At 72.2% G+C, this 20,735-nt stretch carries 20 protein-coding genes; 9 read left to right on the forward strand and 11 right to left on the reverse strand.

Going from position 1 to position 20,735, the window contains the following annotated elements; translation table 11 throughout:
- Positions 1-288: 288 nt before the first annotated feature.
- Positions 289-1,500: a tyrosine--tRNA ligase gene (gene tyrS / locus ACFO3Q_RS04275; RefSeq protein ID WP_377003399.1), complete on the reverse strand. Its 1,212-nt coding sequence runs from the start codon at positions 1,498-1,500 to the stop codon at positions 289-291.
- A 224-nt stretch (positions 1,501-1,724) separates the two neighbouring features.
- Between tyrS and ACFO3Q_RS04280 the strand changes: the two genes are divergently transcribed.
- Entirely contained in the window at positions 1,725-3,080 is a 1,356-nt protein-coding gene (locus tag ACFO3Q_RS04280) for a peptidoglycan DD-metalloendopeptidase family protein (RefSeq protein WP_377003400.1), read from the forward strand.
- Between the two features lie 76 nt (positions 3,081-3,156).
- On the forward strand, positions 3,157-4,287 hold the full coding sequence (locus tag ACFO3Q_RS04285; protein WP_377003401.1) for an anhydro-N-acetylmuramic acid kinase: 1,131 nt from the start codon (positions 3,157-3,159) through the stop codon (positions 4,285-4,287).
- 34 nt (positions 4,288-4,321) lie between these two features.
- Here ACFO3Q_RS04285 and ACFO3Q_RS04290 read toward each other — a convergent pair whose 3' ends face one another.
- The 3 genes from ACFO3Q_RS04290 to ACFO3Q_RS04300 are packed head-to-tail and all read right to left on the reverse strand — an operon-like array spanning position 4,322 to position 6,649.
- Positions 4,322-4,573, reverse strand: a complete 252-nt coding sequence (locus ACFO3Q_RS04290) for a hypothetical protein (RefSeq protein ID WP_377003402.1) — start codon at positions 4,571-4,573, stop codon at positions 4,322-4,324.
- Between the two features lie 10 nt (positions 4,574-4,583).
- Entirely contained in the window at positions 4,584-5,879 is a 1,296-nt protein-coding gene (locus ACFO3Q_RS04295) for an AmpG family muropeptide MFS transporter (protein WP_377003403.1), read from the reverse strand.
- Positions 5,876-6,649 (reverse strand): exodeoxyribonuclease III, encoded by a 774-nt coding sequence (locus ACFO3Q_RS04300; protein ID WP_377003404.1) that lies wholly within the window; start codon positions 6,647-6,649, stop codon positions 5,876-5,878. Before ACFO3Q_RS04300 ends, ACFO3Q_RS04295 begins: the two co-directional genes overlap by 4 nt.
- A gap of 118 nt (positions 6,650-6,767) precedes the next feature.
- Here ACFO3Q_RS04300 and pyrE point away from each other — a divergent pair, with 118 nt between their 5' ends.
- A complete protein-coding gene (gene pyrE, locus ACFO3Q_RS04305) occupies positions 6,768-7,415 on the forward strand; it encodes an orotate phosphoribosyltransferase (protein WP_377003405.1) in 648 nt (215 codons plus the stop codon).
- 28 nt (positions 7,416-7,443) lie between these two features.
- Complete coding sequence (locus ACFO3Q_RS04310) at positions 7,444-8,064, forward strand: DUF4124 domain-containing protein (RefSeq protein WP_377003406.1); 621 nt, start codon at positions 7,444-7,446, stop codon at positions 8,062-8,064.
- Between the two features lie 22 nt (positions 8,065-8,086).
- Here ACFO3Q_RS04310 and ACFO3Q_RS04315 read toward each other — a convergent pair whose 3' ends face one another.
- From ACFO3Q_RS04315 to coaBC, 3 genes are all read right to left on the reverse strand, one after another.
- Positions 8,087-10,345, reverse strand: coding sequence for a phosphomannomutase/phosphoglucomutase (locus tag ACFO3Q_RS04315; protein WP_377003407.1), 2,259 nt, complete (start codon positions 10,343-10,345; stop codon positions 8,087-8,089).
- Positions 10,346-10,409: 64 nt separating this feature from the next.
- Positions 10,410-10,871, reverse strand: coding sequence for a dUTP diphosphatase (gene dut / locus ACFO3Q_RS04320; RefSeq protein ID WP_377003408.1), 462 nt, complete (start codon positions 10,869-10,871; stop codon positions 10,410-10,412).
- On the reverse strand, positions 10,868-12,094 hold the full coding sequence (coaBC, locus tag ACFO3Q_RS04325; RefSeq protein ID WP_377003409.1) for a bifunctional phosphopantothenoylcysteine decarboxylase/phosphopantothenate--cysteine ligase CoaBC: 1,227 nt from the start codon (positions 12,092-12,094) through the stop codon (positions 10,868-10,870). Before coaBC ends, dut begins: the two co-directional genes overlap by 4 nt.
- A gap of 99 nt (positions 12,095-12,193) precedes the next feature.
- Between coaBC and radC the strand changes: the two genes are divergently transcribed.
- From radC to ACFO3Q_RS04345, 4 genes are all read left to right on the forward strand, one after another.
- Positions 12,194-12,868 carry a RadC family protein gene (radC, locus tag ACFO3Q_RS04330; protein ID WP_377003410.1) on the forward strand — a complete coding sequence of 225 codons (675 nt, stop codon included), beginning with the start codon at positions 12,194-12,196 and terminating at the stop codon, positions 12,866-12,868.
- A gap of 252 nt (positions 12,869-13,120) precedes the next feature.
- A complete protein-coding gene (gene argS / locus ACFO3Q_RS04335; RefSeq protein ID WP_377003411.1) occupies positions 13,121-14,809 on the forward strand; it encodes an arginine--tRNA ligase in 1,689 nt (562 codons plus the stop codon).
- Positions 14,809-15,489 carry an SPOR domain-containing protein gene (locus ACFO3Q_RS04340; RefSeq protein ID WP_377003412.1) on the forward strand — a complete coding sequence of 227 codons (681 nt, stop codon included), beginning with the start codon at positions 14,809-14,811 and terminating at the stop codon, positions 15,487-15,489. Before argS ends, ACFO3Q_RS04340 begins: the two co-directional genes overlap by 1 nt.
- A 119-nt stretch (positions 15,490-15,608) precedes the next feature.
- Positions 15,609-16,370, forward strand: coding sequence for an SDR family NAD(P)-dependent oxidoreductase (locus tag ACFO3Q_RS04345; RefSeq protein ID WP_377003413.1), 762 nt, complete (start codon positions 15,609-15,611; stop codon positions 16,368-16,370).
- Between the two features lie 15 nt (positions 16,371-16,385).
- On the opposite strand, the gene ACFO3Q_RS04350 is transcribed toward ACFO3Q_RS04345, so the two are convergent.
- Entirely contained in the window at positions 16,386-16,661 is a 276-nt protein-coding gene (locus ACFO3Q_RS04350; RefSeq protein ID WP_377003414.1) for a YciI family protein, read from the reverse strand.
- Positions 16,658-18,565, reverse strand: coding sequence for a biosynthetic arginine decarboxylase (speA, locus tag ACFO3Q_RS04355; protein WP_377003415.1), 1,908 nt, complete (start codon positions 18,563-18,565; stop codon positions 16,658-16,660). The genes ACFO3Q_RS04350 and speA overlap by 4 nt, the downstream gene beginning before the upstream one ends.
- A 231-nt stretch (positions 18,566-18,796) precedes the next feature.
- Here speA and speE point away from each other — a divergent pair, with 231 nt between their 5' ends.
- On the forward strand, positions 18,797-19,645 hold the full coding sequence (gene speE / locus ACFO3Q_RS04360) for a polyamine aminopropyltransferase (RefSeq protein ID WP_377003416.1): 849 nt from the start codon (positions 18,797-18,799) through the stop codon (positions 19,643-19,645).
- A gap of 23 nt (positions 19,646-19,668) precedes the next feature.
- On the opposite strand, the gene ACFO3Q_RS04365 is transcribed toward speE, so the two are convergent.
- A complete protein-coding gene (locus ACFO3Q_RS04365; RefSeq protein ID WP_377003417.1) occupies positions 19,669-20,154 on the reverse strand; it encodes a hypothetical protein in 486 nt (161 codons plus the stop codon).
- A gap of 59 nt (positions 20,155-20,213) precedes the next feature.
- Positions 20,214-20,552 (reverse strand): P-II family nitrogen regulator, encoded by a 339-nt coding sequence (locus ACFO3Q_RS04370; protein ID WP_377003418.1) that lies wholly within the window; start codon positions 20,550-20,552, stop codon positions 20,214-20,216.
- Positions 20,553-20,735: the final 183 nt, after the last annotated feature.

The raw sequence follows: 20,735 nt of genomic DNA on the forward strand, positions 1-20,735 counted from the left end.
TCGCTTCCCTCTTCCGGCCCCGCGACTCTCGCCCCGGGGAGCCGCTCATCATACATGAGATTCGCGGCTCGTCAACACCCTGTGACGAAGTTTCTTTCGTCACCCCGTCCGGTCCCTCATGCCAGCAGATCGAACGGGCGGCCCCTCCCGGGGGCCCGCCTCGGAGCCTGCCGACCTTTCGTCGGTGGCGCCTCAGCGAGCCGCGCATCTTACAGGGTCATTGCAGATTTGCCACTACTTTCTTGAAAGTTTTTTCACCGGCGTTGTGCGTCCGCTCATCCGGCCGGGTCAGGAAGGCCGGAGGGCGACGCGGGCGAAGCTGCGCTTGCCGACCTGCAACACGCCCTCGAAGCCCGGGCCGAGCACGCGCTGGGGGTCCTCGACCACGGCCCCGTCGATCCGTACAGCACGCTCCCTGAGCTTGCGCATGGCCTCGGAGTTGGAGGGCGTCAGGCCCGCGGCCGTCAGCAGGGCCGCCACGCGCAGGCCGTCCGCGGGCACGGGGATCTCGGACAGGGGAAGCAGGGAGGTGTCGCCTTCGCCCCGGACCACTGCGTGCCAGCCCGCGATGGCCTGGTCCGCCGCGGCAGCGCCGTGGAAGCGGGCGGCGAGTTCGCGCGCCAGCCGCAGCTTGGCATCGCGCGGATTGAGCTGGCCGGCCTCGACCTCGACGCGCATGCGCGCGAGCTCGGCCATCGAGACCTCGAAGCTCAGCAGCTCGAACCAGCGCCACATCAGATCGTCCCCGATCTTGAGCGTCTTGGTGACGATGTCGATCGCCGGCTCGTCCACACCTATGTAGTTGCCGAGCGACTTGGACATCTTGTTGACGCCGTCCAGGCCCTCCAGCAACGGCATGGTCAGGACGACCTGCGGCGGCTGCCCGGCGTGCTCCTGCAGCGCGCGGCCCATCAGCAGGTTGAAGGTCTGGTCCGTCCCGCCGAGTTCGACGTCCGCCTGCAGCGCGACCGAGTCGTGCCCCTGCACCAGCGGGTAGAGGAACTCGTGGATCGCGATCGGCTGCTGGCCGTGGAAGCGCTTGGAGAAGTCGTCGCGCTCCAGCATCCGGGCCACCGTGTGCTGCGAGGCGAGCCGGATCATGTCGGCCGCGCCCATGCGTCCGAACCATTCGGAGTTGAAGCGCACCTCGGTCCGATCGCGGTCGAGCACCTTGTAGACCTGCGCCTCGTAGGTCCGGGCGTTGGCCTCGACGTCCTCCCGCGTCAGCGGCCTGCGGGTGACGTTCTTGCCCGTCGGGTCGCCGATCATCCCGGTGAAGTCGCCGATCAGGAAGATCACGGTGTGCCCCAGGTCCTGGAACTGCCTCATCTTGTTGAGCAGGACCGTGTGACCGAGATGCAGGTCGGGGGCGGTCGGGTCGAAGCCCGCCTTCACCCGCAGGGGGCGCCCCAGGCGCAGGCGCGCCTCCAGCTCCTCGCGCTTCACGATGTCGTGTGCCCCGCGCGCGATTAGGTCGAGGGCGCTGTGAATTTCGGTCATGGTCGATGGATTGTGATGAGAAATGCGACGCGAGGTTAAGACGGAGTTAAATCGAAGTTAAGTGCCGCCGGCAAAAAACCTAAGCGATACAAGGGTTTGACGAGGGCTTTTGAACCTCGTTATGGTACCTGCCGACGCCGCCTTCACCGGAACGAACAGTGACCGAACGCGACACCTTCGATCACGGCGCCGCTGCGCGCCAGACGCCAGCGACGCAACCCTCGATGAAGGGTACGCGAACCCCGAGGACCCCGATCACGACCTTCCGTGGCCGCTGGACCCGCGACCACTGGGCGACGGCGAGCCTCATCGGCTGCGTCGGCGTCCTCGTCGCCGCCATCGTGCCGGGCTTCTCCGCGGCGCCGCCTGCCGCCGAGCCGGAGCAGGTGACGCGGGCGATCGCCCTCCCCCTGCCGCCACGCAGCGTGCTCCCGATCGAGGAGGATCCCATCGCGGAGGAGGCGCCGGTCGACACCTGGCGCACGGTCCAGATCGCACAGGGTCAGACGCTGGGCGGTGTGTTCTCCGACCTCGGCCTGTCTGCGAACACGCTGCACCGCCTGCTCCAGCACCCCGGTGCGCGCGAGGCGCTCACGCGGGTGCGCGCAGGCGACGAGTTCGCGTTCGACGTGCCCGAGCCCGGCGAGCTGCGCGCGCTGCGCTTCGCCCGCGGCGAGAACGAGCACGTCGAACTGGTGCTCGAGGACGGCGGGATCAAGGAGAACGTCACCGAGCGCGAGCTCGAGCGCCGCACCCTCGTGGCCAGCGGCGAGATCACCAGCTCGCTCTATGCCGCCGCCGCGCGCGCCGGCGTGTCCAACGCCATCGTCAACACGATGGCCAACGTCTTCTCCTACGACATCGACTTCGGCCAGGACCTCCGCGAGGGCGACCACTTCAGCGTGATCTACGAGGAAGTCTGGCGCGACGGCGAGCGCCTGCGCACCGGCGACATCGTCGCCGCCAGCTTCACCAATCGCGGCAAGCGCTACACCGCGGTGCGCTTCGAGCGCGACGGCAAGAGCGAGTACTTCAGCGCCGACGGGCGCCCGCTCAAGAAGAGCTTCATGCGCATGCCGGTGGAGTTCGCCCGCATCAGCTCCACCTTCGGCGCGCGGCGCCACCCGATCCTCGGCAAGATGCGCATGCACAACGGCGTGGACTATGCCGCGCCCACCGGCACCCCGATCATGGCGGCCGGCGACGGGCGCATCGCCTTCGCGGGCAACCGGGGCGGCTACGGCCGCACGGTGATCGTCGATCACGGCAACGGCCACACCACGCTGTACGCGCACATGTCGCGGCTGGGCAGGTACAAGACCGGCCAGCGCGTGAGCCAGGGCGCCGTCATCGGCTACGTCGGCATGTCGGGCCTGGCCACCGGCCCGCACCTGCACTACGAGTTCCGCGTGAACGGGCAGCACCGCGATCCGACCACGGTGACCATGCCGCCGCCGGAGCCCCTGAAGGGCGCTGCGATGGCGCAGTTCCGGGCGGTGGCCGGGCCGGCGCTGGCGCAGCTCGAGATGCTCGAGGGGCGCCATCTGGCGGCACGCGAGGCCAGCACCTCGCTCAACTGACGCACGACACCGCATCGCATCCTCGCGCGGGCCGGATTCTTCCGGCCCGCGCCGTATCCGGCTTCCGGGAGAACGCATGGACAGCCAGGCACCCGCTCCGCTCTACCTCGGCCTGATCTCCGGCACCAGCGCCGACGGCATCGACGCGGCCCTGGTGCGCTTCGGCGCGCGCCCTGTCCTGGTCGCGGCGCGGACGGTGCCGTACGTGCCGGAACTGCACGCGGCGGTGCTGGCGCACTCGCAGCAGGACGGACGGATCGACCTGGACACGCTGGGCGAGCTCGACGTGCGCATCGGCCACGCCTTCGCGGACGCCGCGCTGGCCCTGCTGGAGACGGCGGGGGTAGCGCCTTCGGCGGTCGTCGCCATCGGCTCGCACGGACAGACGCTCCGGCACCGCGTGCTCCCGCCCTGGCCGTTCTCGATGCAGGTGGGCGATGCGGCAGTGCTCGCGGAGCGCACCGGGATCGCCACCGTGGCCGACTTCCGCCGCCGCGACGTGGCCGCGGGCGGGCATGGCGCCCCGCTGATGCCCGCCTTCCACGCCGCCGTGCTCGCCCACCCGGAGGAGCCGCGCGCCGTGCTCAACCTGGGCGGCATCGGCAACCTCACTCTGCTTCCGCCGGCGGGGCCGGTCCGCGGCTTCGACACCGGCCCCGCCAACGGCCTGATGGACGCCTGGTGCCAGCGGCATACCGGTGCCGGCTACGACGCCGGCGGTGCGTGGGCGGCGAGCGGCTCGATCGACGACGGCCTGCTGGACGCGCTGCTCGCCGAGCCATGGTTCGCGCTCCCGCCGCCCAGGAGCACCGGGCGCGACCAGTTCCATCTCGGCTGGCTGGAGACGCATCTTCGGGGCGCCGTGCGGGCGCCGGCCGACGTCCAGGCCACCCTGTGCGAGCTGAGCGCCCGGACCGTCGCCGATGCGCTGCGGCGCGAGCAGCCCGGGACGGCGCGTCTGCTGGTCTGCGGCGGCGGCGTCCACAACCGCACGCTGATGGCGCGGCTCGCGGCGCACCTGCCGGACGTCGAGGTGGCGTCCACCGCGGCGTTCGGCCTCGACCCGGACTTCGTCGAGGCCATGGGCTTCGCGTGGCTGGCGCGCGAGACGCTCGCCGGCCGCCCCGGCAACCGCCCGGAGGTGACCGGCGCGCGCGGCCCGCGCGTGCTCGGCGCGATCCACCCGGCCGGCGTTCCCCGCGACTAGGACGGCCGGGCGGCGGCGACCGCCGGCGGCGACGTCACGGGTCGGGCGTCGGCAGGCTTTCCAGGGCGCGCAGGGCATCGCCGAACGCACGCGATTCGCTGTCCTCCCAGGCCCCCGACAGGCGCGCGATGTCGCCCGGCACCGGCGCCAGCGGCTCGGCGAGCCCCAGGCTCTGCCTCAGAAGATGCAGGACCACGTCCTGGATCGGCCAGTCGCGCTCCCGCGCGATGGCCATGATGCGCTCGGTCATCTGGGGGTCGATGTCCCGCAGCAGGATGTCGGCCATGGTGTCTCCGTCAGCTCCGTTCCGCAGACGTGCCGGCGCCCGAGATGCGCGGCCACAGCCAGGCGAGCACGAGCAGGGTCGGCACGATCGAGAGCGTGCTGAACACGAAGAAGCCCGAATACCCCCAGCTCCCGGCCATGTAGCCGGAGACGCCGCCGATCAGCTTGCCCGGAAGGTTGGCCAGCGAGCTGAGCAGGGCGTACTGCGTGGCCGTGTAGCTCCGGTCCACCAGGCTCGACATGAAGGCCACCAGGACGGTCCCGGCGAATCCCTGGGCGATGTTGTCGCCGCTGATGGTCAGCACGAAGGTCCACAGTTCGCCGGGATACAGCGCCATCAGGATGAACAGCAGGTTCGACAGCGCGACCCCGAAGGCCGCGAGCACCAGCGGCAGGCGCATGCCCCAGGCGGCGACCGCGATGCCGCCGAGGAAGGCGCCGGCGATGCCGATCCAGACGCCGTAGAGCCCGGACACCGTCCCGATCTCGCTCTTGCTGAAGCCCGAGTCCCGGTAGAACGGACCCGCGATCACGCCGAGCATCTGGTCCGGCAGCTTGAACAGCCCGACGAAGGCGAGCAGCGCCAGGCCGAACCAGACGCCCTTGTGCCGGAAGAAGGCGAGCACCGGCTGCACGTAGGCCTCGCCGAAGGACGGGCGCTCGGCGCCCGTGCGCGCCGGGGCGACCGGCTCCCTGGAGAGCAGGGTCGCCAGCAGCGGCGGCAGCACCAGGGCGGCCATCACCAGGTAGGCCGTGCCCCAGCCGCCGAACTCGGCGAGGTACAGGGCCAGCGAGCCGCCGCAGATGAGGCCGATGCGATAACCGAGGATGTAGGTCGCCGCGAGCGCGCCCTGCGCCTCCAGCGGCGCGATCTCGATGCGATAGGCATCGACCATGATGTCCTGGCTGGCGCCGGCCAGGGCCGTCAGCGCGACCATGCACAGAAACAGCGGCACGGAGACGCCGGGTCCCACCAGGCCCATGGCCGCCAGGCCGAGGAGCAGGAAGATCTGCGAGACGGCCAGCCAGCCGCGCCGTCGCCCGAGCACGCCGAACACCGGGGCGCGTCGGGTATCGAGCAGCGGCGCCCACAGGAACTTGAAGACGTAGAAGAAGGTGATGTAGCTGACCAGCCCGATCGGGCCGAGGTCCCAGCCGCTGTCGCGGAGCCAGATCGACAGGGTGTAGCCGACCAGCAGGAAGGGCAGGCCGCAGCCGAACCCGAACAGGAACAGGGTCAGTGCGGAGGGGGTACCGAAGGCCGCGACGACGCCGCGCCAGCCCCGGTGGGTCGCGGACGCGCTCATTCGGCGTAGTCGACCACGAACGGCGCGTGGTCGGAGAACCGCGGCTCGGGATGGATGCTGCAGCCGCGCAGGCGCGGCCGCAGCGACGGCGTGACCAGCTGGTAGTCGATGCGCCACCCGACGTTGTTGGCGCGCGCGGCGCCCCGGGCCGACCACCAGGTGTAGTCCTGGCCGTCGGGATGGAGCGCGCGGTAGGCATCGACCCAGCCGCCGGCGTCGGCGCACAGGCCGTTGAGCCAGTCGCGCTCGGGCGGCAGGCAGCCGGAGTTCTTCTGGTTGGACTTCCAGTTCCGGATGTCGAGCGCGCTGCGCACGATGTTCCAGTCGCCGCACAGCACGTAGTCGCGGCCGCTGGCCAGCCACTCGTCGAGGATGGGCTTCAGCCAGGCCATGATCTCGAACTTGTACGCCTGCCTGACCTCCCCCGACGAGCCGGACGGAATGTAGAAGGACACCACGCTGAGGTTGCCGTAGCGCGCCTCGATGTAGCGGCCCTCCTCGTCGAAGTCCGGCCGCCCGAGCGCGGTGCGGACCTCGTCGGGCTCGCGCCGGGTGTAGATGCCGACACCGCTGTAGCCCTTCTTGGTCGTGGCGTCGCGGAAGTAGGCGGTGTAGCCGGCGGGCAGGTACTCGGGCATGCGCAACTGGTGCTCCTGCGCCTTGGTCTCCTGCAGGCAGAGGATGTCCGCGTCCTGCGCGGCGAACCACTCGAAGAAGCCCTTGCTCGCGGCGGAGCGGAGGCCGTTGGCATTGAAGCTGACGATGCGCATGCGGGGGAAACACGGGAACCGGCCCCGAAGCTTACGCGGCGCGCGCGGGCGGGCCCAGCCCGGGCGGGCCCGGCGGCGCTTGCGGCAGAATGGCGCCCCCTCACCGCCGGGAACCGTCGTGCTCGACCACCAACGCCGCTTTCTCGACCTCGCGCTGGAGCGCGAGGTCCTGCGCTTCGGCGACTTCACGCTCAAGTCGGGCCGCGTGAGCCCGTACTTCTTCAATGCCGGCCGTTTCGACTCGGGCGCGGCGCTGGCCGCGCTCGGGGCCTGCTACGCGGACGCGCTCGCCGCCTCCGGCCTCGAGGTCGAGGTCGCCTTCGGGCCCGCCTACAAGGGCATTCCTCTGGCGACCGCGCTGGGCGTGGCGCTCGCGGCCCGCGGGCGCGACCTGCCGCTGGCCTTCAACCGCAAGGAGGCCAAGGCCCACGGCGAGGGCGGCACTCTCATCGGCGCGCCGCTCGCGGGAAGGCGGGTACTCATCGTGGACGACGTGATCACCGCCGGCACCGCCGTCCGCGAGGCGCTCGGCCACATCCGCGCGGCCGGCGGCGTTCCGGCGGGCGTCCTGATCGCGCTCGACCGCCAGGAGCGCGGCATGCAGGGTGAGCGCTCGGCCGCCCAGGAGGTCACCGCGGACTTCGGGCTGCCGGTGGTCGCGGTGGCGGGTCTCGACGCACTGCTCGCCTACGCCGACGAACGGCCGGAGCTGGCGCTGCACCGGGAGCGCCTGGTCGCGTATCGTGCGCAGTACGGCAGCGCGTGACGCCGCTGCGGTCCGGGGGGACATCGAGATGCGCATCATCGTCGGCTGCATCGCCGTCGCGCTCGCGGCGGCGGGCGTTGCCCACGCACAGAAGCTCTACCGCTGGGTGGATGGGGACGGCCAGGTCCGGTACAGCGACCACCTTCCGCCGGAAGAGGTCGACCGCGCGCGGCGCGAGATCAGTTTCGCCAGCGGCCTGGTCACCGGCGAGGTGGAGCGCGCGCTGACCCCGGAGGAGCGCGCCGAAGCGGAGGCCGAGGCCCGGCGCCGCGCGCAGGCCGCGCAGCTGCAGGAGAAGGCGATCCAGCGCGACGGCGTGCTGCTGGGCTCCTACCCCACCGAGGCCGACCTCCGTCGCGCCTACGACGAGCGTGTCGGCCTGCTCGAGGAAACGCTCAAGGCGACGCGCATCGGCATCGACGCCCAGCGGCAGAGCCTCATGAGCCTGCTGGGCCACGCCGCGGACCAGGAACTGGCCGGCCGGGCGGTGCCCGCACGGACGCGCGAGTCCGTGGTGATCCAGCGGGCCCAGCTCGACGACCAGCTGCTCGCGCTGAACCAGCGCGAGGCCGAGCGCGCCGCGCTCGACCTCGAGTACCGCGACACCCTGGCGCGCTACCGCGAACTGCAGGCGGCGCGCGCGCGCTGAGCGCGGCGCGCGGCCGGCGGCCTCAGAAGGGCAGCACCAGGGTCGGATCGACGGCGAGCATGCGCTCGCGGAACAGGTCCTGTATGCGGGCCAGCGCCGCCTCGTCGCGGCCCTCGAAGCGCAGCACCAGGATCGGCGTGGTGTTGGAGGCGCGCAACAGGCCGAACCCGTCGGGCCAGTCGGCGCGCACGCCGTCGATGGTGCTCACGCGGGCGCCCTCGAACGTCGCCGCCTCGCTGAAGCGTTCGACGAAGGCGTGGTTCGCGCCCTCGGCGGTGTCGACCTTGAGCTCGGGCGTGGCCACGCCGGTGGGCAGTTCGTCGAACAGCTCCTCGGGCGCGCGGTCCTGCGCCGCGACGATCTCGAGCAGGCGCGCCGCGGCGTAGATGCCGTCGTCGAAGCCGTACCAGCGTTCCTTGAAGAAGAAGTGCCCGCTCATCTCGCCGGCGAGTTCCGCGCCGGTCTCGCGCATCTTCGCCTTGATCAGCGAGTGCCCGGTCTTCCACATCATCGGGCTGCCGCCGCTGCGCAGGATGTGCGGACCCAGGTGGCCGGTGCACTTGACGTCGTAGATCACCGCGGCACCGGGGTTGCGCTCGAGCACGTCGGCCGCGAACAGCATCAGCAGGCGGTCCGGATAGATGATCTCGCCGCGCCGGGTGACCACGCCGAGGCGGTCGCCGTCGCCGTCGAAGGCGAGGCCGAGGTCGGCGTCCTGGCGCTTCACGATCTCGATCAGGTCGACCAGGTTCTTCGGGTCGCCGGGATCGGGGTGATGGTGCGGGAAGCTGCCGTCGACCTCGCAGTACAGCGGATCGACCTCCGCGCCGATGGTCTCCAGCACCTGCGGCGCGATCATGCCGGCCACGCCGCTGCCGGCGTCCACCACCACGCGCAGCGGGCGGTCCAGCATCACGTCCCCGGCGATGCGCGCGACGTAGTCGGCGGAGACGTCGCGGCGGGTCAGGCTGCCGGGCGCGTCGGCCGCGTGCAGGCGCTGCTGGTCGATGCGCGTGAACAGGTCTTCGATCGCCTCGTTGGCGAGGGTCTGCCCGCCGATCACGATCTTGAAGCCGTTGTAGTCCGCCGGGTTGTGGCTGCCGGTGATGGCGACGCAGGAGCCCGCACGCAGGTGGAAGGCGCCGAAGTAGACCACCGGCGTCGGCGCGAGGCCGATGTCGAGCACGTCGCGGCCGGCGGCGCGCAGGCCCTCGATGAGCGCGTCCGACAGGCCCGGGCCCGAGAGCCGACCGTCGCGGCCCACCACGACCTCGCGCAGCGACTGCTCGTGCATGACGGTGCCGATGGCCTGGCCGATGGCGCGGGCGATCCCGGCATCCAGCGTGCGCCCGACGACGCCGCGGATGTCGTAGGCGCGGAAGATGCCGCGATCCAGCGCGACGCCCTGTTCCGCCGGCTTCGCCGGGGCCGCGGCCACCGGCGCGGGTGCGGGCGCTTCGACCGGCGCGCGCTCGAGCGCCTCCGCCAGGGTCGGTGCCGGTGCCTCCGGGCTGCTGTCGCGCGCCGCCAGGCGCCGACGGCCCAGCAGCAGGGCGATGCCTGCCAGCGCGAGGGCGCCGCCGAGGACGAATTCCGAGGTGCGGCCGAGGCCCAGGTAGCCGCTGACCGCGGCGGGTGCCGCCGCGACGACGCGCAGGCCGCTGTCGCCGACGGGGACCGCGCGCGCCTCGCTGTAGGGGGCGAGCGCGGCATCGCCGGCGACCGCCACGGTGTGCGCGCGCTGGCGCAGCGCGAGATAGCCAGGCCCCGGCAGGCCCGGCGGGAACCCGAGCGCATCGATCGGCAGCTTCGCGTAGGCGATCGCACGGACGCTGCCGTCGAGGAGCAGCGGACCGGCCATGGCCAGCCGCGCGCCCGCCCCGTCGCGCACGACGGCGCTGCGGACGGCGTTGTCGGCCAGGACCGACTCGAGCAGGGCGAGCCTGCCGTAGCCGAAGGCCTCGGGTTCCGCGTAGGCCGCGCCCAGATCCGGCGGCAGCATCTGCACCTCGGCCTCGCTCCAGCCGGCGGCGAAGGCCGCGGCGGCGGCCTCGAGATCGTCGGCGGCCAGCGCGGCGCCGACCTCGGGCGCCTCGCTGCGCGCCTGGAAGCGCTCGTGCAGCGCCTGCAGCCGCGCACCGACCGTGGCGGCGGCGCGATCGCGCGCGGCGTCCACGTCGGCGGCGATCCGCTCGGCCGACCCCTGCTGGACGCCGTCCACCACGAAGACCGCCGCAAGCCCGAGCGCGATCAGCGCGAAGACCGGCAGCAGCCGATCCATGGCCCCCGACAACCGACCCAGCGCGGCGCGCGGGTCCACTCCCTTCCCCATGTCCTGCCCCCTGTCAGCGCACGCCGGTGTGACCGAACCCGCCTTCGCCGCGCTCGCTGGCTTCGAAGGTGTCGACCACCCGGAATGCGGCCCTCGCCACCGGAAGCAGCACGAGCTGCGCGATCCGGTCCCCCGGCGCGATCGTAAAGGCGGTGTCGCTGCGGTTCCAGACGCTGACCATCAGCGGGCCCTGGTAGTCCGCGTCGATCAGGCCGACCAGGTTGCCGAGCACGATGCCGTGGCGGTGACCGAGCCCGGAGCGCGGCAGGATGGTCGCGCACAGGCCGGGGTCGCCGATGTGGATGGCGAGGCCGGTCGGAAGCAGTGCGGTGGCGCCGGGCGCGAGCTCCACCGGCGCCTCCGGCATGGCGCGCAGGTCCATGCCCGCGGACATCGGCGTGGCGTACGCGGGCAGCGGCACCTCGGTGCCGAGGCGCGGGTCGAGGATCTTCAGCTCGATCGTCGCGCCGCTCATGCGCCCGCCTCCAGCCGCTCGGCGACGAGCGCGAGCAGGCGCCGGGCGACGTCGCGCTTGGGCGCGCGCGCGATCTCGGTCTCGCCCTGGTCCCAGAACACGTGCAGGGCGTTGTCGTCGCGCTCGAAGGCGCTCTCGGCGCCGCTGACCGCGTTCGCCGCGATGACGTCGACGTTCTTGGCGTAGAGCTTGCCGCGCGCATAGGCGGCCAGGTTCTGCGTCTCCGCAGCGAAGCCCACCACCAGGCGCGGGCGCGGCGTGCGCTGTGCGACCTCGGCGAGGATGTCCGGCGTGCGCGCGAGTTCGAGGGTGAGGGTCGCGCTGGTCTTCTTGATCTTGTGGTCCGCGCCCTGCACCGGCGAATAGTCGGCCACCGCCGCCGCGCCGACGTAGAGGTCGGCCTGCGGCGCCAGGGCGGCGATCACCGCGTCGCGCATCTGCCGCGCCGAGCGGACGTCGACGCGGGTCACACCCGGCGGCGTCGGCAAGTGCACCGGACCGGCCACGAGCACCACCTCGGCGCCCAGCTCGCGCGCGGCCTCGGCAATGGCGAAGCCCATCTTCCCGGAGCTGCGGTTGCCGAGGTAGCGCACCGGATCGATGTCCTCGAAGGTCGGGCCGGCGCTCACCACCACGCGGCGTCCCGCCAGCACCTGCGGATGCGCGGCCAGCGCCGGCTCCGTCGTGCCCCGCAGCGCGGCGACGATGGCGTCGGGCTCCATCAGGCGGCCCGGGCCGAACTCGCCGCAGGCCTGCGGGCCGTCGTCCGGGCCGAGGACCTGCACGCCACGCGCCCGCAGCGTGGCCACGTTGGCCTGCGTGGCGGGGTGCGCCCACATGCGGTTGTTCATCGCCGGGGCGACCGCGATGGGGGCGGTCGTGGCCAGGCAGAGCGTGGTCACCAGGTCGTCCGCCATGCCCTGGGCGAGCCGGGCGAGGAGATCCGCGGTGGCCGGCGCCACCACGACCCGCGTCGCCCAGCGCGCGAGTTCGATGTGGCCCATGGCCGCCTCGGCCTGGGCGTCCCACAGCGTGGTGCGCACGCTGCGGCCGGAGAGGGCCTGGAAGGTCGCGGTGCCGACGAAGTGCCCGGCGGCCTCGGTCATCGCCACCTGCACCTCCGCGCCGGCGTCGCGCAGGCGGCGCACGAGTTCGGCGGCCTTGTAGGCGGCGATGCCGCCGCCCACGCACACCAGGACGCGGTCCGACTCGAGAGCGCTCACCTGCGGGGGATTCCTACTTCGGAAGGGGGCGCTAGCTTACTCCAGGGCCCGCGGGCACCCCGACGGCACCCTCGCCGCGTGCGCAGGACACTGCCGCCCATGCACATCCACGAATGGCCGGCGCACGAACGCCCACGCGAGAAACTGCTGGCCCGCGGCGCGGCCGCCCTGAGCGACGCCGAGCTGCTCGCCATCTTCCTGGGCTCGGGACTGCGGGGGGAGGACGCCGTGGCGACCGCGCGCCGCCTGCTCGCCGAGCACGGCCCGCTGCGCCGCCTGCTGGACGCGGGTCCGGCCGCCCTGGCGGGGCTGCGCGGGCTCGGGCCGGCGCGGGCCTGCAGCCTGACCGCGGCGCTGGAGCTGGGGACCCGCCACCTGGCGGCCGACCTCGCCCGCGGCGAGGCGTTGACCGATCCCGCGCGCGCCGGGGCCTACTTCGCACGCCGCCTGCGCGGGCTGCCGCACGAGGTGTTCGCAGTGCTGTTCCTCGACACGCGCCATCGGGTCATCGCCTTCGAGGAGCTGTTCCGCGGCACCATCGACGGCGCCGAGGTCCATGCGCGCGAGGTCGTGAAGCGCGCGCTCGCCCACAACGCCGCCGCGCTGATGCTGGGGCACAACCATCCCAGCGGGAGCAGCGAGCCCAGCGCGGCCGACCGTGCGGTCACCCTGCGGCTGAAGTCGGCGCTGGCCCTGGTGGACGTCCGCGTCCTGGATCATTTCGTCGTCGGCGACGGCCCGCCTGTCTCGCTGGCGACGCGCGGCTGGGTCTGAGCGGCGCGCCGGCGCGGCCGCCACGGGGCGTCCGTGGGGAAAGAAAAAAAAAGGAGGGCCGGCACGGCGCCGGCCCCATGCCCCTTCCGCGCGCGGCGGCGGGCGAACACACCCCTGGAGAGAGAGACGGAGATGGCCGCATCCCTGCGACGGGCGGCAGTCTGGACCAGAGGGGTTGCACCCGCGTGACACCGGCGGCGAGCCCGCGGACCCGCTAGACTATGCGGTCGCTTTCAGTTCCGGATCGCCCACGTGAAGTCCCAGCTGCGCGAGCTGCTCGCCACCGCGCTCGACACCCTGCGCCGCGATGGCGCCGTCCCTGCCGACCTGGCCACGCCCGATTTCGTGGTCGAGCGCACGCGCTCGCGCGAGCACGGCGACTACGCCGCCAACCTGGCCATGCTGCTGGCGAAGCCGGCACGCGCCAGGCCGCGCGACCTGGCGGAGAAACTGGTCGCGGCGCTGCCGGCCTCTCCGTCCATCGCCAGGGTCGAGGTCGCCGGGCCCGGCTTCATCAACGTGCACCTCGCGCCCGAGGCCTGGCACGCGGAGATCCGCCGCATCCACGCCGCCGGCGATGCCTACGGCCGCAGCACCCTCGGCGGCAGCCAGCGCGTGGGCATCGAGTTCGTCTCCGCCAACCCGACCGGGCCGCTGCACGTCGGGCATGGCCGCGCCGCGGCGATCGGCGATTCGCTCGCGCGCCTGCTGGCCGCGGCGGGCTGGGACGTGGTGCGCGAGTTCTACTACAACGACGCCGGCGCGCAGATCAACAACCTGGCGCTGTCCGTGCAGGCGCGCGCACGCGGGCTCGACCCGGACGATCCCAGCTGGCCCGCCGACGGCTACCGCGGCGAGTACATCAAGGAGGTCGCGCGCGCCTTCCTCGCCCGCGAGACGGCCCATGCCGACGGGCGCGACGTGGTCGCGTCGGGCGACGTGGACGATCTCGACGCCATCCGCCGCTTCGCCGTGGCGGTGCTCCGCCACGAGCAGACCGAGGACCTGGCCGCCTTCGGCGTCGGCTTCGACGTCTACTACCTGGAGTCCTCGCTCTACACCGACGGCCGGGTGGAGAAGACGGTGCAGGAGCTCGTCGCCGCCGGCCACACCTACGAGGAGGGCGGCGCCCTGTGGCTGAAGTCCACGGACTTCGGCGACGACAAGGACCGCGTGATGCGCAAGTCCGACGGCAGCTACACCTACTTCGTGCCGGACGTGGCCTACCACCAGACCAAGTGGGAACGCGGCTACGTGCGCGCGATCACGGAGCTCGGCGCCGACCACCACGGCTCGCTGGCGCGCGTGCGCGCGGGCCTGCAGGCGCTCGACATCGGCATCCCGAAGGGCTGGCCGGAGTACGTCCTGCACCAGATGGTCACGGTGATGCGCGGCGGCGAGGAGGTGAAGCTGTCCAAGCGCGCCGGCAGCTACGTCACCCTGCGCGACCTCATCGACGAGGCCGGCCGCGATGCCACCCGCTACTTCCTGATCGCGCGCAAGGCCGACTCGCAGCTCACCTTCGACATCGACCTGGCGCGCTCGCAGTCCAACGACAATCCGGTCTACTACATCCAGTACGCGCACGCGCGGGTGTGCAGCGTGCTGCGCCAGGCGGACGAGCGCGGCATCGCCCTGGACGTCGCGGCCGGACTTTCGAGGCTCGACCGCCTGACCACCGCGGAGGAGCAGGCGCTGATGATCGAGCTGTCGCGCTATCCCGAGCTGGTCGAGAGCGCGGCGCAGGCGCTGGAGCCGCACCTGATCGCGGGCTGGCTGCGCGAACTGGCGAACGCCTTCCACACCTGGTACCACGCCGGGCAGTTCCTCGTGGACGATGCCGACGTGCGCAACGCGCGCATCGCGCTCGCGCTGGCCACGCGCCAGGTGATCCGCAACGGGCTGGACCTGCTGGGCGTCAGCGCCCCGGAGAGGATGTGATGGCGGCACGGCGAGGCAAGTCGCAGGCCCGCCGCAACGGCGGCAAGGGCGGCGGTGGCGGCGTCCCGGGCTGGCTGCTGCTGGTCGGCGGCATCCTGATCGGCCTGGTGGTCGCGGTGGTGGCGATGACCCGCCTCGGCGGCGAGCCCGACGCCGGACCGCGTCCCAATCCCCAGGCGCAGGCGCCGGCCCCGGCGATCGAGGAGGCCCCGGTGGCGCAGGACGCCCCGCGCCGGCCGCGCTACGACTTCTACACCGTGCTGGCCGAGCGCGAGGTGGTGGTGCCGGACGCGGAGGTCGAGGCCCGCGCACGCCAGGAGGCCGAAGCGCGCGCCGCGCAGCAGCGCGCGGCCGCCGAGCGCCTGGCCGCGGCGGAGGCCGAGGCCACTGCGCCCGACACGCCGTCCGCACCGCAGCCGCCGCCCCCCGCACCGACCGCGCCCAACAACGAGGCCTACGTGCTGCAGGCCGGCGCCTTCCGCGCCCCGGCCGAGGCCGAGGCGCTGAAGGCGCGCATCGCGCTCATGGGCCTGTCGGCCCGAGTCGAAGCGGCCACCATCAACGGCGACACCGTCCACCGGGTCCGCCTCGGCCCCTTCCCCAGCGCCGAAGCGCTGGCGCGGGCGAAGGGCACGCTGGAGAGCGGAGGAATCCCGGCCGTCGCCGTCCGGGCGCGCTGAACGCCCACGCTCGCAGCCACGACGGCGCCCACCGGCGCCGTCGTCGTATCCGCGTGCTGTTGGCGCCCGACGGGCAGGCCGCTACAGTCGCGGCCTCTCCGCGAACGCACGAGGCCGCCATGTCACGCACCGCACTCATCACCGGCGCAACGTCCGGCTTCGGCGCGGCGGCGGTCGAGCGCTTCGTGGCGGACGGCTGGCGGGTCGTGGCGACCGGTCGCCGCGCCGAGCGGCTTGCGCCGCTGGTGGAGCGCCATGGCGCAGACCGCGTCCATCCCGCCGCCTTCGACATCCGGGACGAGGCGGCCATGCACGCCGCGCTGGACGCCCTGCCGCCCGCCTTCGCGGGCATCGACCTGCTGGTCAACAACGCCGGCCTGGCGCTGGGCACCGCACCGGCCCAGAAGGCGGACCTGGCGCAGTGGCGCACCATGATCGACACCAACGTGTCCGCGCTCGTGGCGCTCACGCACCGCCTGCTGCCCGGTCTGATCGAACGCCGCGGCGCCATCGTCAACATGAGCTCGGTCGCGGCGACCTACCCCTATCCGGGCGGCAACGTCTACGGCGGGACCAAGGCCTTCGTGCAGCAGTTCTCGCTCGGCCTGCGCGCCGACCTGCACGGCACCGGGGTGCGGGTGACCTCGATCGAACCCGGCATGGCCGAGACCGAGTTCACCCTGGTCCGCACCGGCGGCGACCGCGCGGCCTCGGACGCCCTCTACCGGGGCGCGACCCCGATGACGGCCGAGGACATCGCCGACACCCTGCTGTGGATCGCCAACCTCCCGCCGCACCTCAACATCAACCGCATCGAGCTGATGCCGGTGAGCCAGTCCTTCGCCGGCTTCCAGGTCGCGCGCGGCGGCGACCCGGCATAGCGCCGGACAGCGCCCTCAGCGCACCACCCACTCGCGGACCGAAAGCACCGACGCACCCTCGAGGTGCAGCGGGTCGCGGTGGGCGATGGCCGTGGCCTCGTCCAGGTCGGCGGCCCTGAGCAGGTAGGCCCCGCCGCTCCCGTCGGAGAAGCCACCGGTGGCGGCGAGCCGGCGCTCGGCCGCGAGCGCGTCGAGGAAGACGCGATGCCGCGGCCCGACCGCGGGATCGAAAGCGGGCGTGCGCATCGCGAGCACGAGGAAATACGTGCCTGGCGCCAGCGCGTCGCTCACGCCTGCGGCTCGTCCGCCAGGTAGGTGTAGCCGGTGAGGCCGGTCTCGAGCGCGGCCTCGAATGCCCGCGCCTCCTCCGTCGGCAGGTCCGCTGCGGCGATCTTCTCGCGGTAGGCGGCGCGGAGGGCGCCGAGGTCGTAGCCGACGTAGTCGAGCATCACGTCCGAGGTATCGCCGCGACGCGAACGCACCAGATCGTAGCCGTCGTCGGTCAGGCGCACGTTCACCGTGTCGGTGTCCCCGAAGAGGTTGTGGATGTCGCCGAGCGTGTCCTGGTAGGCGCCGACCATGAAGAAGCCGATCCGGTAGCTCTCGCCCGGGCGCGGCGCGTGCAGCGCCATCGAGGTGTCGAGGTCGCCGTCGTCCACGTAGTCGTCGATGCGGCCGTCCGAATCGCAGGTCAGGTCGGCGATGACGCCGCGCCGGGTCGGCGCCTCGTCCAGGCGCGCGATGGGGACGATCGGGAACACCTGGTCGATGGCCCAGACGTCCGGCACCGACTCGAACACCGAGAAGTTCACGAAGTACTTGTCGACCAGGCGCTCGTCGAGTTCGTCGAGTACGGCGCGGTGGCCCTTCTCCTCGCTCTTCAGCCGGGCGCGCACCCCGTGCGCGATGGCGTAGAACAGGTCGTCGATGCGCGCGCGCTGCACCAGGTCGATCTGGCCGTGGGCGTACAGCGTCTGGCCCTCGGCGAGATGGTGCTGGGCCTCGTGGAACAACTCCACGGCCGGGCGCGCGTCGAGGTCGGCGTGCAGCTCGCGCAGGTGGCGCAGCACCGCCGACTCCCCTTCCTCGGGCGGCGGCACCGCGCCCTCCGGCGCGCGCTCGACCTCGCTGACGTTGGCGATCAGCACCGCGTGGTGGGCGGTCATGGCGCGTCCGCACTCGGTCACGATGCGCGGCGGCGCGAGCCCGTGCTCGGCGCAGGCCTCGGCCAGCGGCTGCACGATGTTGGCCGCGTACTGGTCCAGGCCGTAGTTGATCGAACAGAAGCTGCGCGAGCGCGTGCCCTCGTAGTCCACGCCCAGGCCGCCGCCGACGTCCATGTAGCGGATCGGGAAGCCGAGGCCGGACACCTCGACGAAGTAGCGCACCGCCTCGCGCATGCCGCTGGCGATGTCGCGCACGTTCGAGATCTGCGAGCCCATGTGGAAATGCAGCAGCTCCAGCGTGTCGGCGAGCCCGGCCGCGCGCAGGCGCTCGGTCAGGTCGACCAGCTGCCGCGGCGACAGGCCGAACTTGGCCTTGTCGCCGCCGGAGTTCTGCCACTTGCCCGCGCCCAGCGAGGCCAGGCGCATGCGCACGCCGAGCATCGGCCTGACGTCGAGAGCCCGGGACTCCTCGATCACCAGTGCGAGCTCCGAGGGCTTTTCGATCACGATGCACACGCGGATGCCGAGCCGGCGGCCGATCAGCGCCAGGCGGATGTACTCGCGGTCCTTGTAGCCGTTGCACACCACCAGCGAGTCCGGCGCCGCCAGCGCCAGCACGGCCATCAGCTCCGGCTTCGAGCCGGCCTCCAGGCCGAAGCCGACGGCCGGGCCCGGGCTGTTGCGCTGGCCGAACTCGGCCAGCTCTCCCGCCACCGCGCGGTGCTGGTTGACCTTGATCGGGAAGACCGCGGTATAGCCGCCGCCGTACTCGGCGTCGACCATGGCGCGGGCGAAGGCGCCCTGCAGCCGGGCGAGACGGTCGCCGAGCACGTCGGAGAAGCGCGCCAGCAGGGGCAGCTTCAGCCCATCCGCCTGGGCGCGCTCGACCACGTCGGCCAGCGCGAGGGCCGGGCCGTCGGCGCCGCGCGGCCGCACCAGCATGCGGCCGTCCTCGCCGACGTCGAAATAGCCCTCCGACCAGTGCGGGATCGAGTAGGTCTGGCGGGCGCGGTCGATCGACCAGGACATGGGCGGCGGGTTCCGGAAGCGCAAGGGGCGCGTAGTGTAGCGGCCGTGCCGGGCGCGGACCGTGAGCGCGCGGGCGGGCCTTCAGGCCGTGTCGTGCGCCCCGGAGCGCGCGCGGCGTCGGCGCCGCATCCGCGCACGGCCCAGCGCGTCCGGCTCGAGCCGCATGGCGCGTTCCGCAGACCGGCTCCGCTACAATCCGCAGCCATTTCGCCACGCACCGGAGCGCCCCCCATGTCCGACACCTGGTTCCGCGAGGACTTCGAGCACACCGGCTCGTCCATCGGCTTCCGCGTCACCCGCAAGCTCGACCAGGTGCAGTCGGACTTCCAGAAGATCGAGATCTACGAGACCACCGACTGGGGCAACCTGATGGTGATCGACGGGGCGGTCATGCTGACCACGCGCGACAACTTCCTCTACCACGAGATGATGTCGCACCCGGCGCTGTTCGCCCACCCGGACCCGCAGTCGGTCGTCATCATCGGCGGCGGCGACTGCGGCACCCTGCGCGAGGTGCTCAAGCACCGCGGCGTGAAGAAGGCGGTGCAGTGCGACATCGACGAGCAGGTGACGCGCATGGCGGAGAAGTACTTCCCCGAACTGTGCGAGTCCAACGGCGATCCGCGCGCCGAGCTGCTGTTCGACGACGGCATCGCCTACATGGCGAACCTCGGCGCGGAGAGCGTCGACGTGGTCATCGTCGACTCCACCGACCCGGTCGGGCCGGCCGAGGGCCTGTTCAACCGCGCCTTCTACGAAAGCTGCCTGAAGGCCCTGCGCCCCGGCGGCATCCTCGTCCAGCAGTCCGAGTCGCCGCTGGCGCTCGTGCAGCTCATGAAGGACATGCGCCAGGCGATGCGCGACGCCGGCTTCGGCGCGCTGAAGACCCTGCCCTTCCCCCAGCCCTGCTACCCCACCGGCTGGTGGAGCTGCACCCTCGCGCGCAAGGGCGAGGAAGGCTTCGAGACCTTCCGCGCCGATGCCGAGTCGCCCGGCTTCGCGACCCGCTACTACACCGCCGCCATCCACCGCGGCGCGCTGGCGACGCCGCCGTACCTGGCCGAGGAGCTGGGGGACTGAGCGACGCAGGCAGGAAGCTCTGCTTAGAACCTGCGAAATCCTGTCGCTGTGCAGTCCGGGCAGTTGTTGTCGTGCCGAGTAGTAGCACGCTCAGCAGCTTCGCGTTCCATTCGGATCTGCGCAACCGTCTTGCATACGCGCTCGCGCCGATTACTTCCCACGACGCGCTGCCGCTCGCAGATCATGCGTTCATCTTCAGCATCGTTGATGAGCGCGGCGATCGCCTCGAGGGAGTTGAACAGCGCCATCTGATCGTCGCGCCGGAGCTCGGTGGACGAGCTCCTGCCGTCGAGAAGGCGGAAGACCACGTCCTGCTCACGCAGAATGGCCGCACGCGTATGCGATTTTGTATCCGCATAGCGCCCGGTTCCTGATTCCAGGTCCGTACGAATCTGCCGCTGCTGCGTGAGGATCTTCTCCGCGTCGGTCTCCACCAGCATCTGCTGTGCGCCTGCGGCCGAGGCGCAGGCCATCATTGCGGCGAAGGCCGCGATCTTGAACGTCTTCATACTGCTCTCCCTGCACTGCGTTGACGAACCGGCCCGGCCCGAGCGACCGAGACGCGCCGTTATAGCGCATCCGCATCCAGCTCGCCCGTGCGGATGCGGACCGCGCGCTCGAGGTCGTAGACGAAGACCTTGCCGTCGCCGATCTTGCCGCTGCTGGCCGACTGCAGGATGGCGTCGACCACCCGTTCGGCCTGGTCGTCGGTGACCGCGACCTCCAGCTTGATCTTGGGCAGGAAGTCGACCACGTATTCCGCGCCGCGGTAGAGCTCGGTGTGGCCCTTCTGGCGACCGAAGCCCTTCACCTCGGTCACCGTGATGCCGGTGACGCCGACGTCGGAGAGCGCCTCGCGCACGTCGTCGAGCTTGAACGGCTTGATGACCGCCATGACCATCTTCATCGTGGAGCACCTCGCTGCAGGACCGGGCGAGAGTATGGGCCCGCGCGGCCCGCGATTGCATCGGCGCGCGCGCGCGTGCTCGAATCGCGGGTTCTCCGGGCCCGGTGACGCCCGCGCCCGGACGCATGGTTTTCCTACCCCGCCCGGCGATGGCCTCCGATGCCGCGGCGGCGCCCGCTCCGG

This window comes from Coralloluteibacterium thermophilum, from assembly GCF_042654365.1.
Classification (GTDB): Bacteria; Pseudomonadota; Gammaproteobacteria; order Xanthomonadales; family Xanthomonadaceae; genus Coralloluteibacterium; species Coralloluteibacterium thermophilum.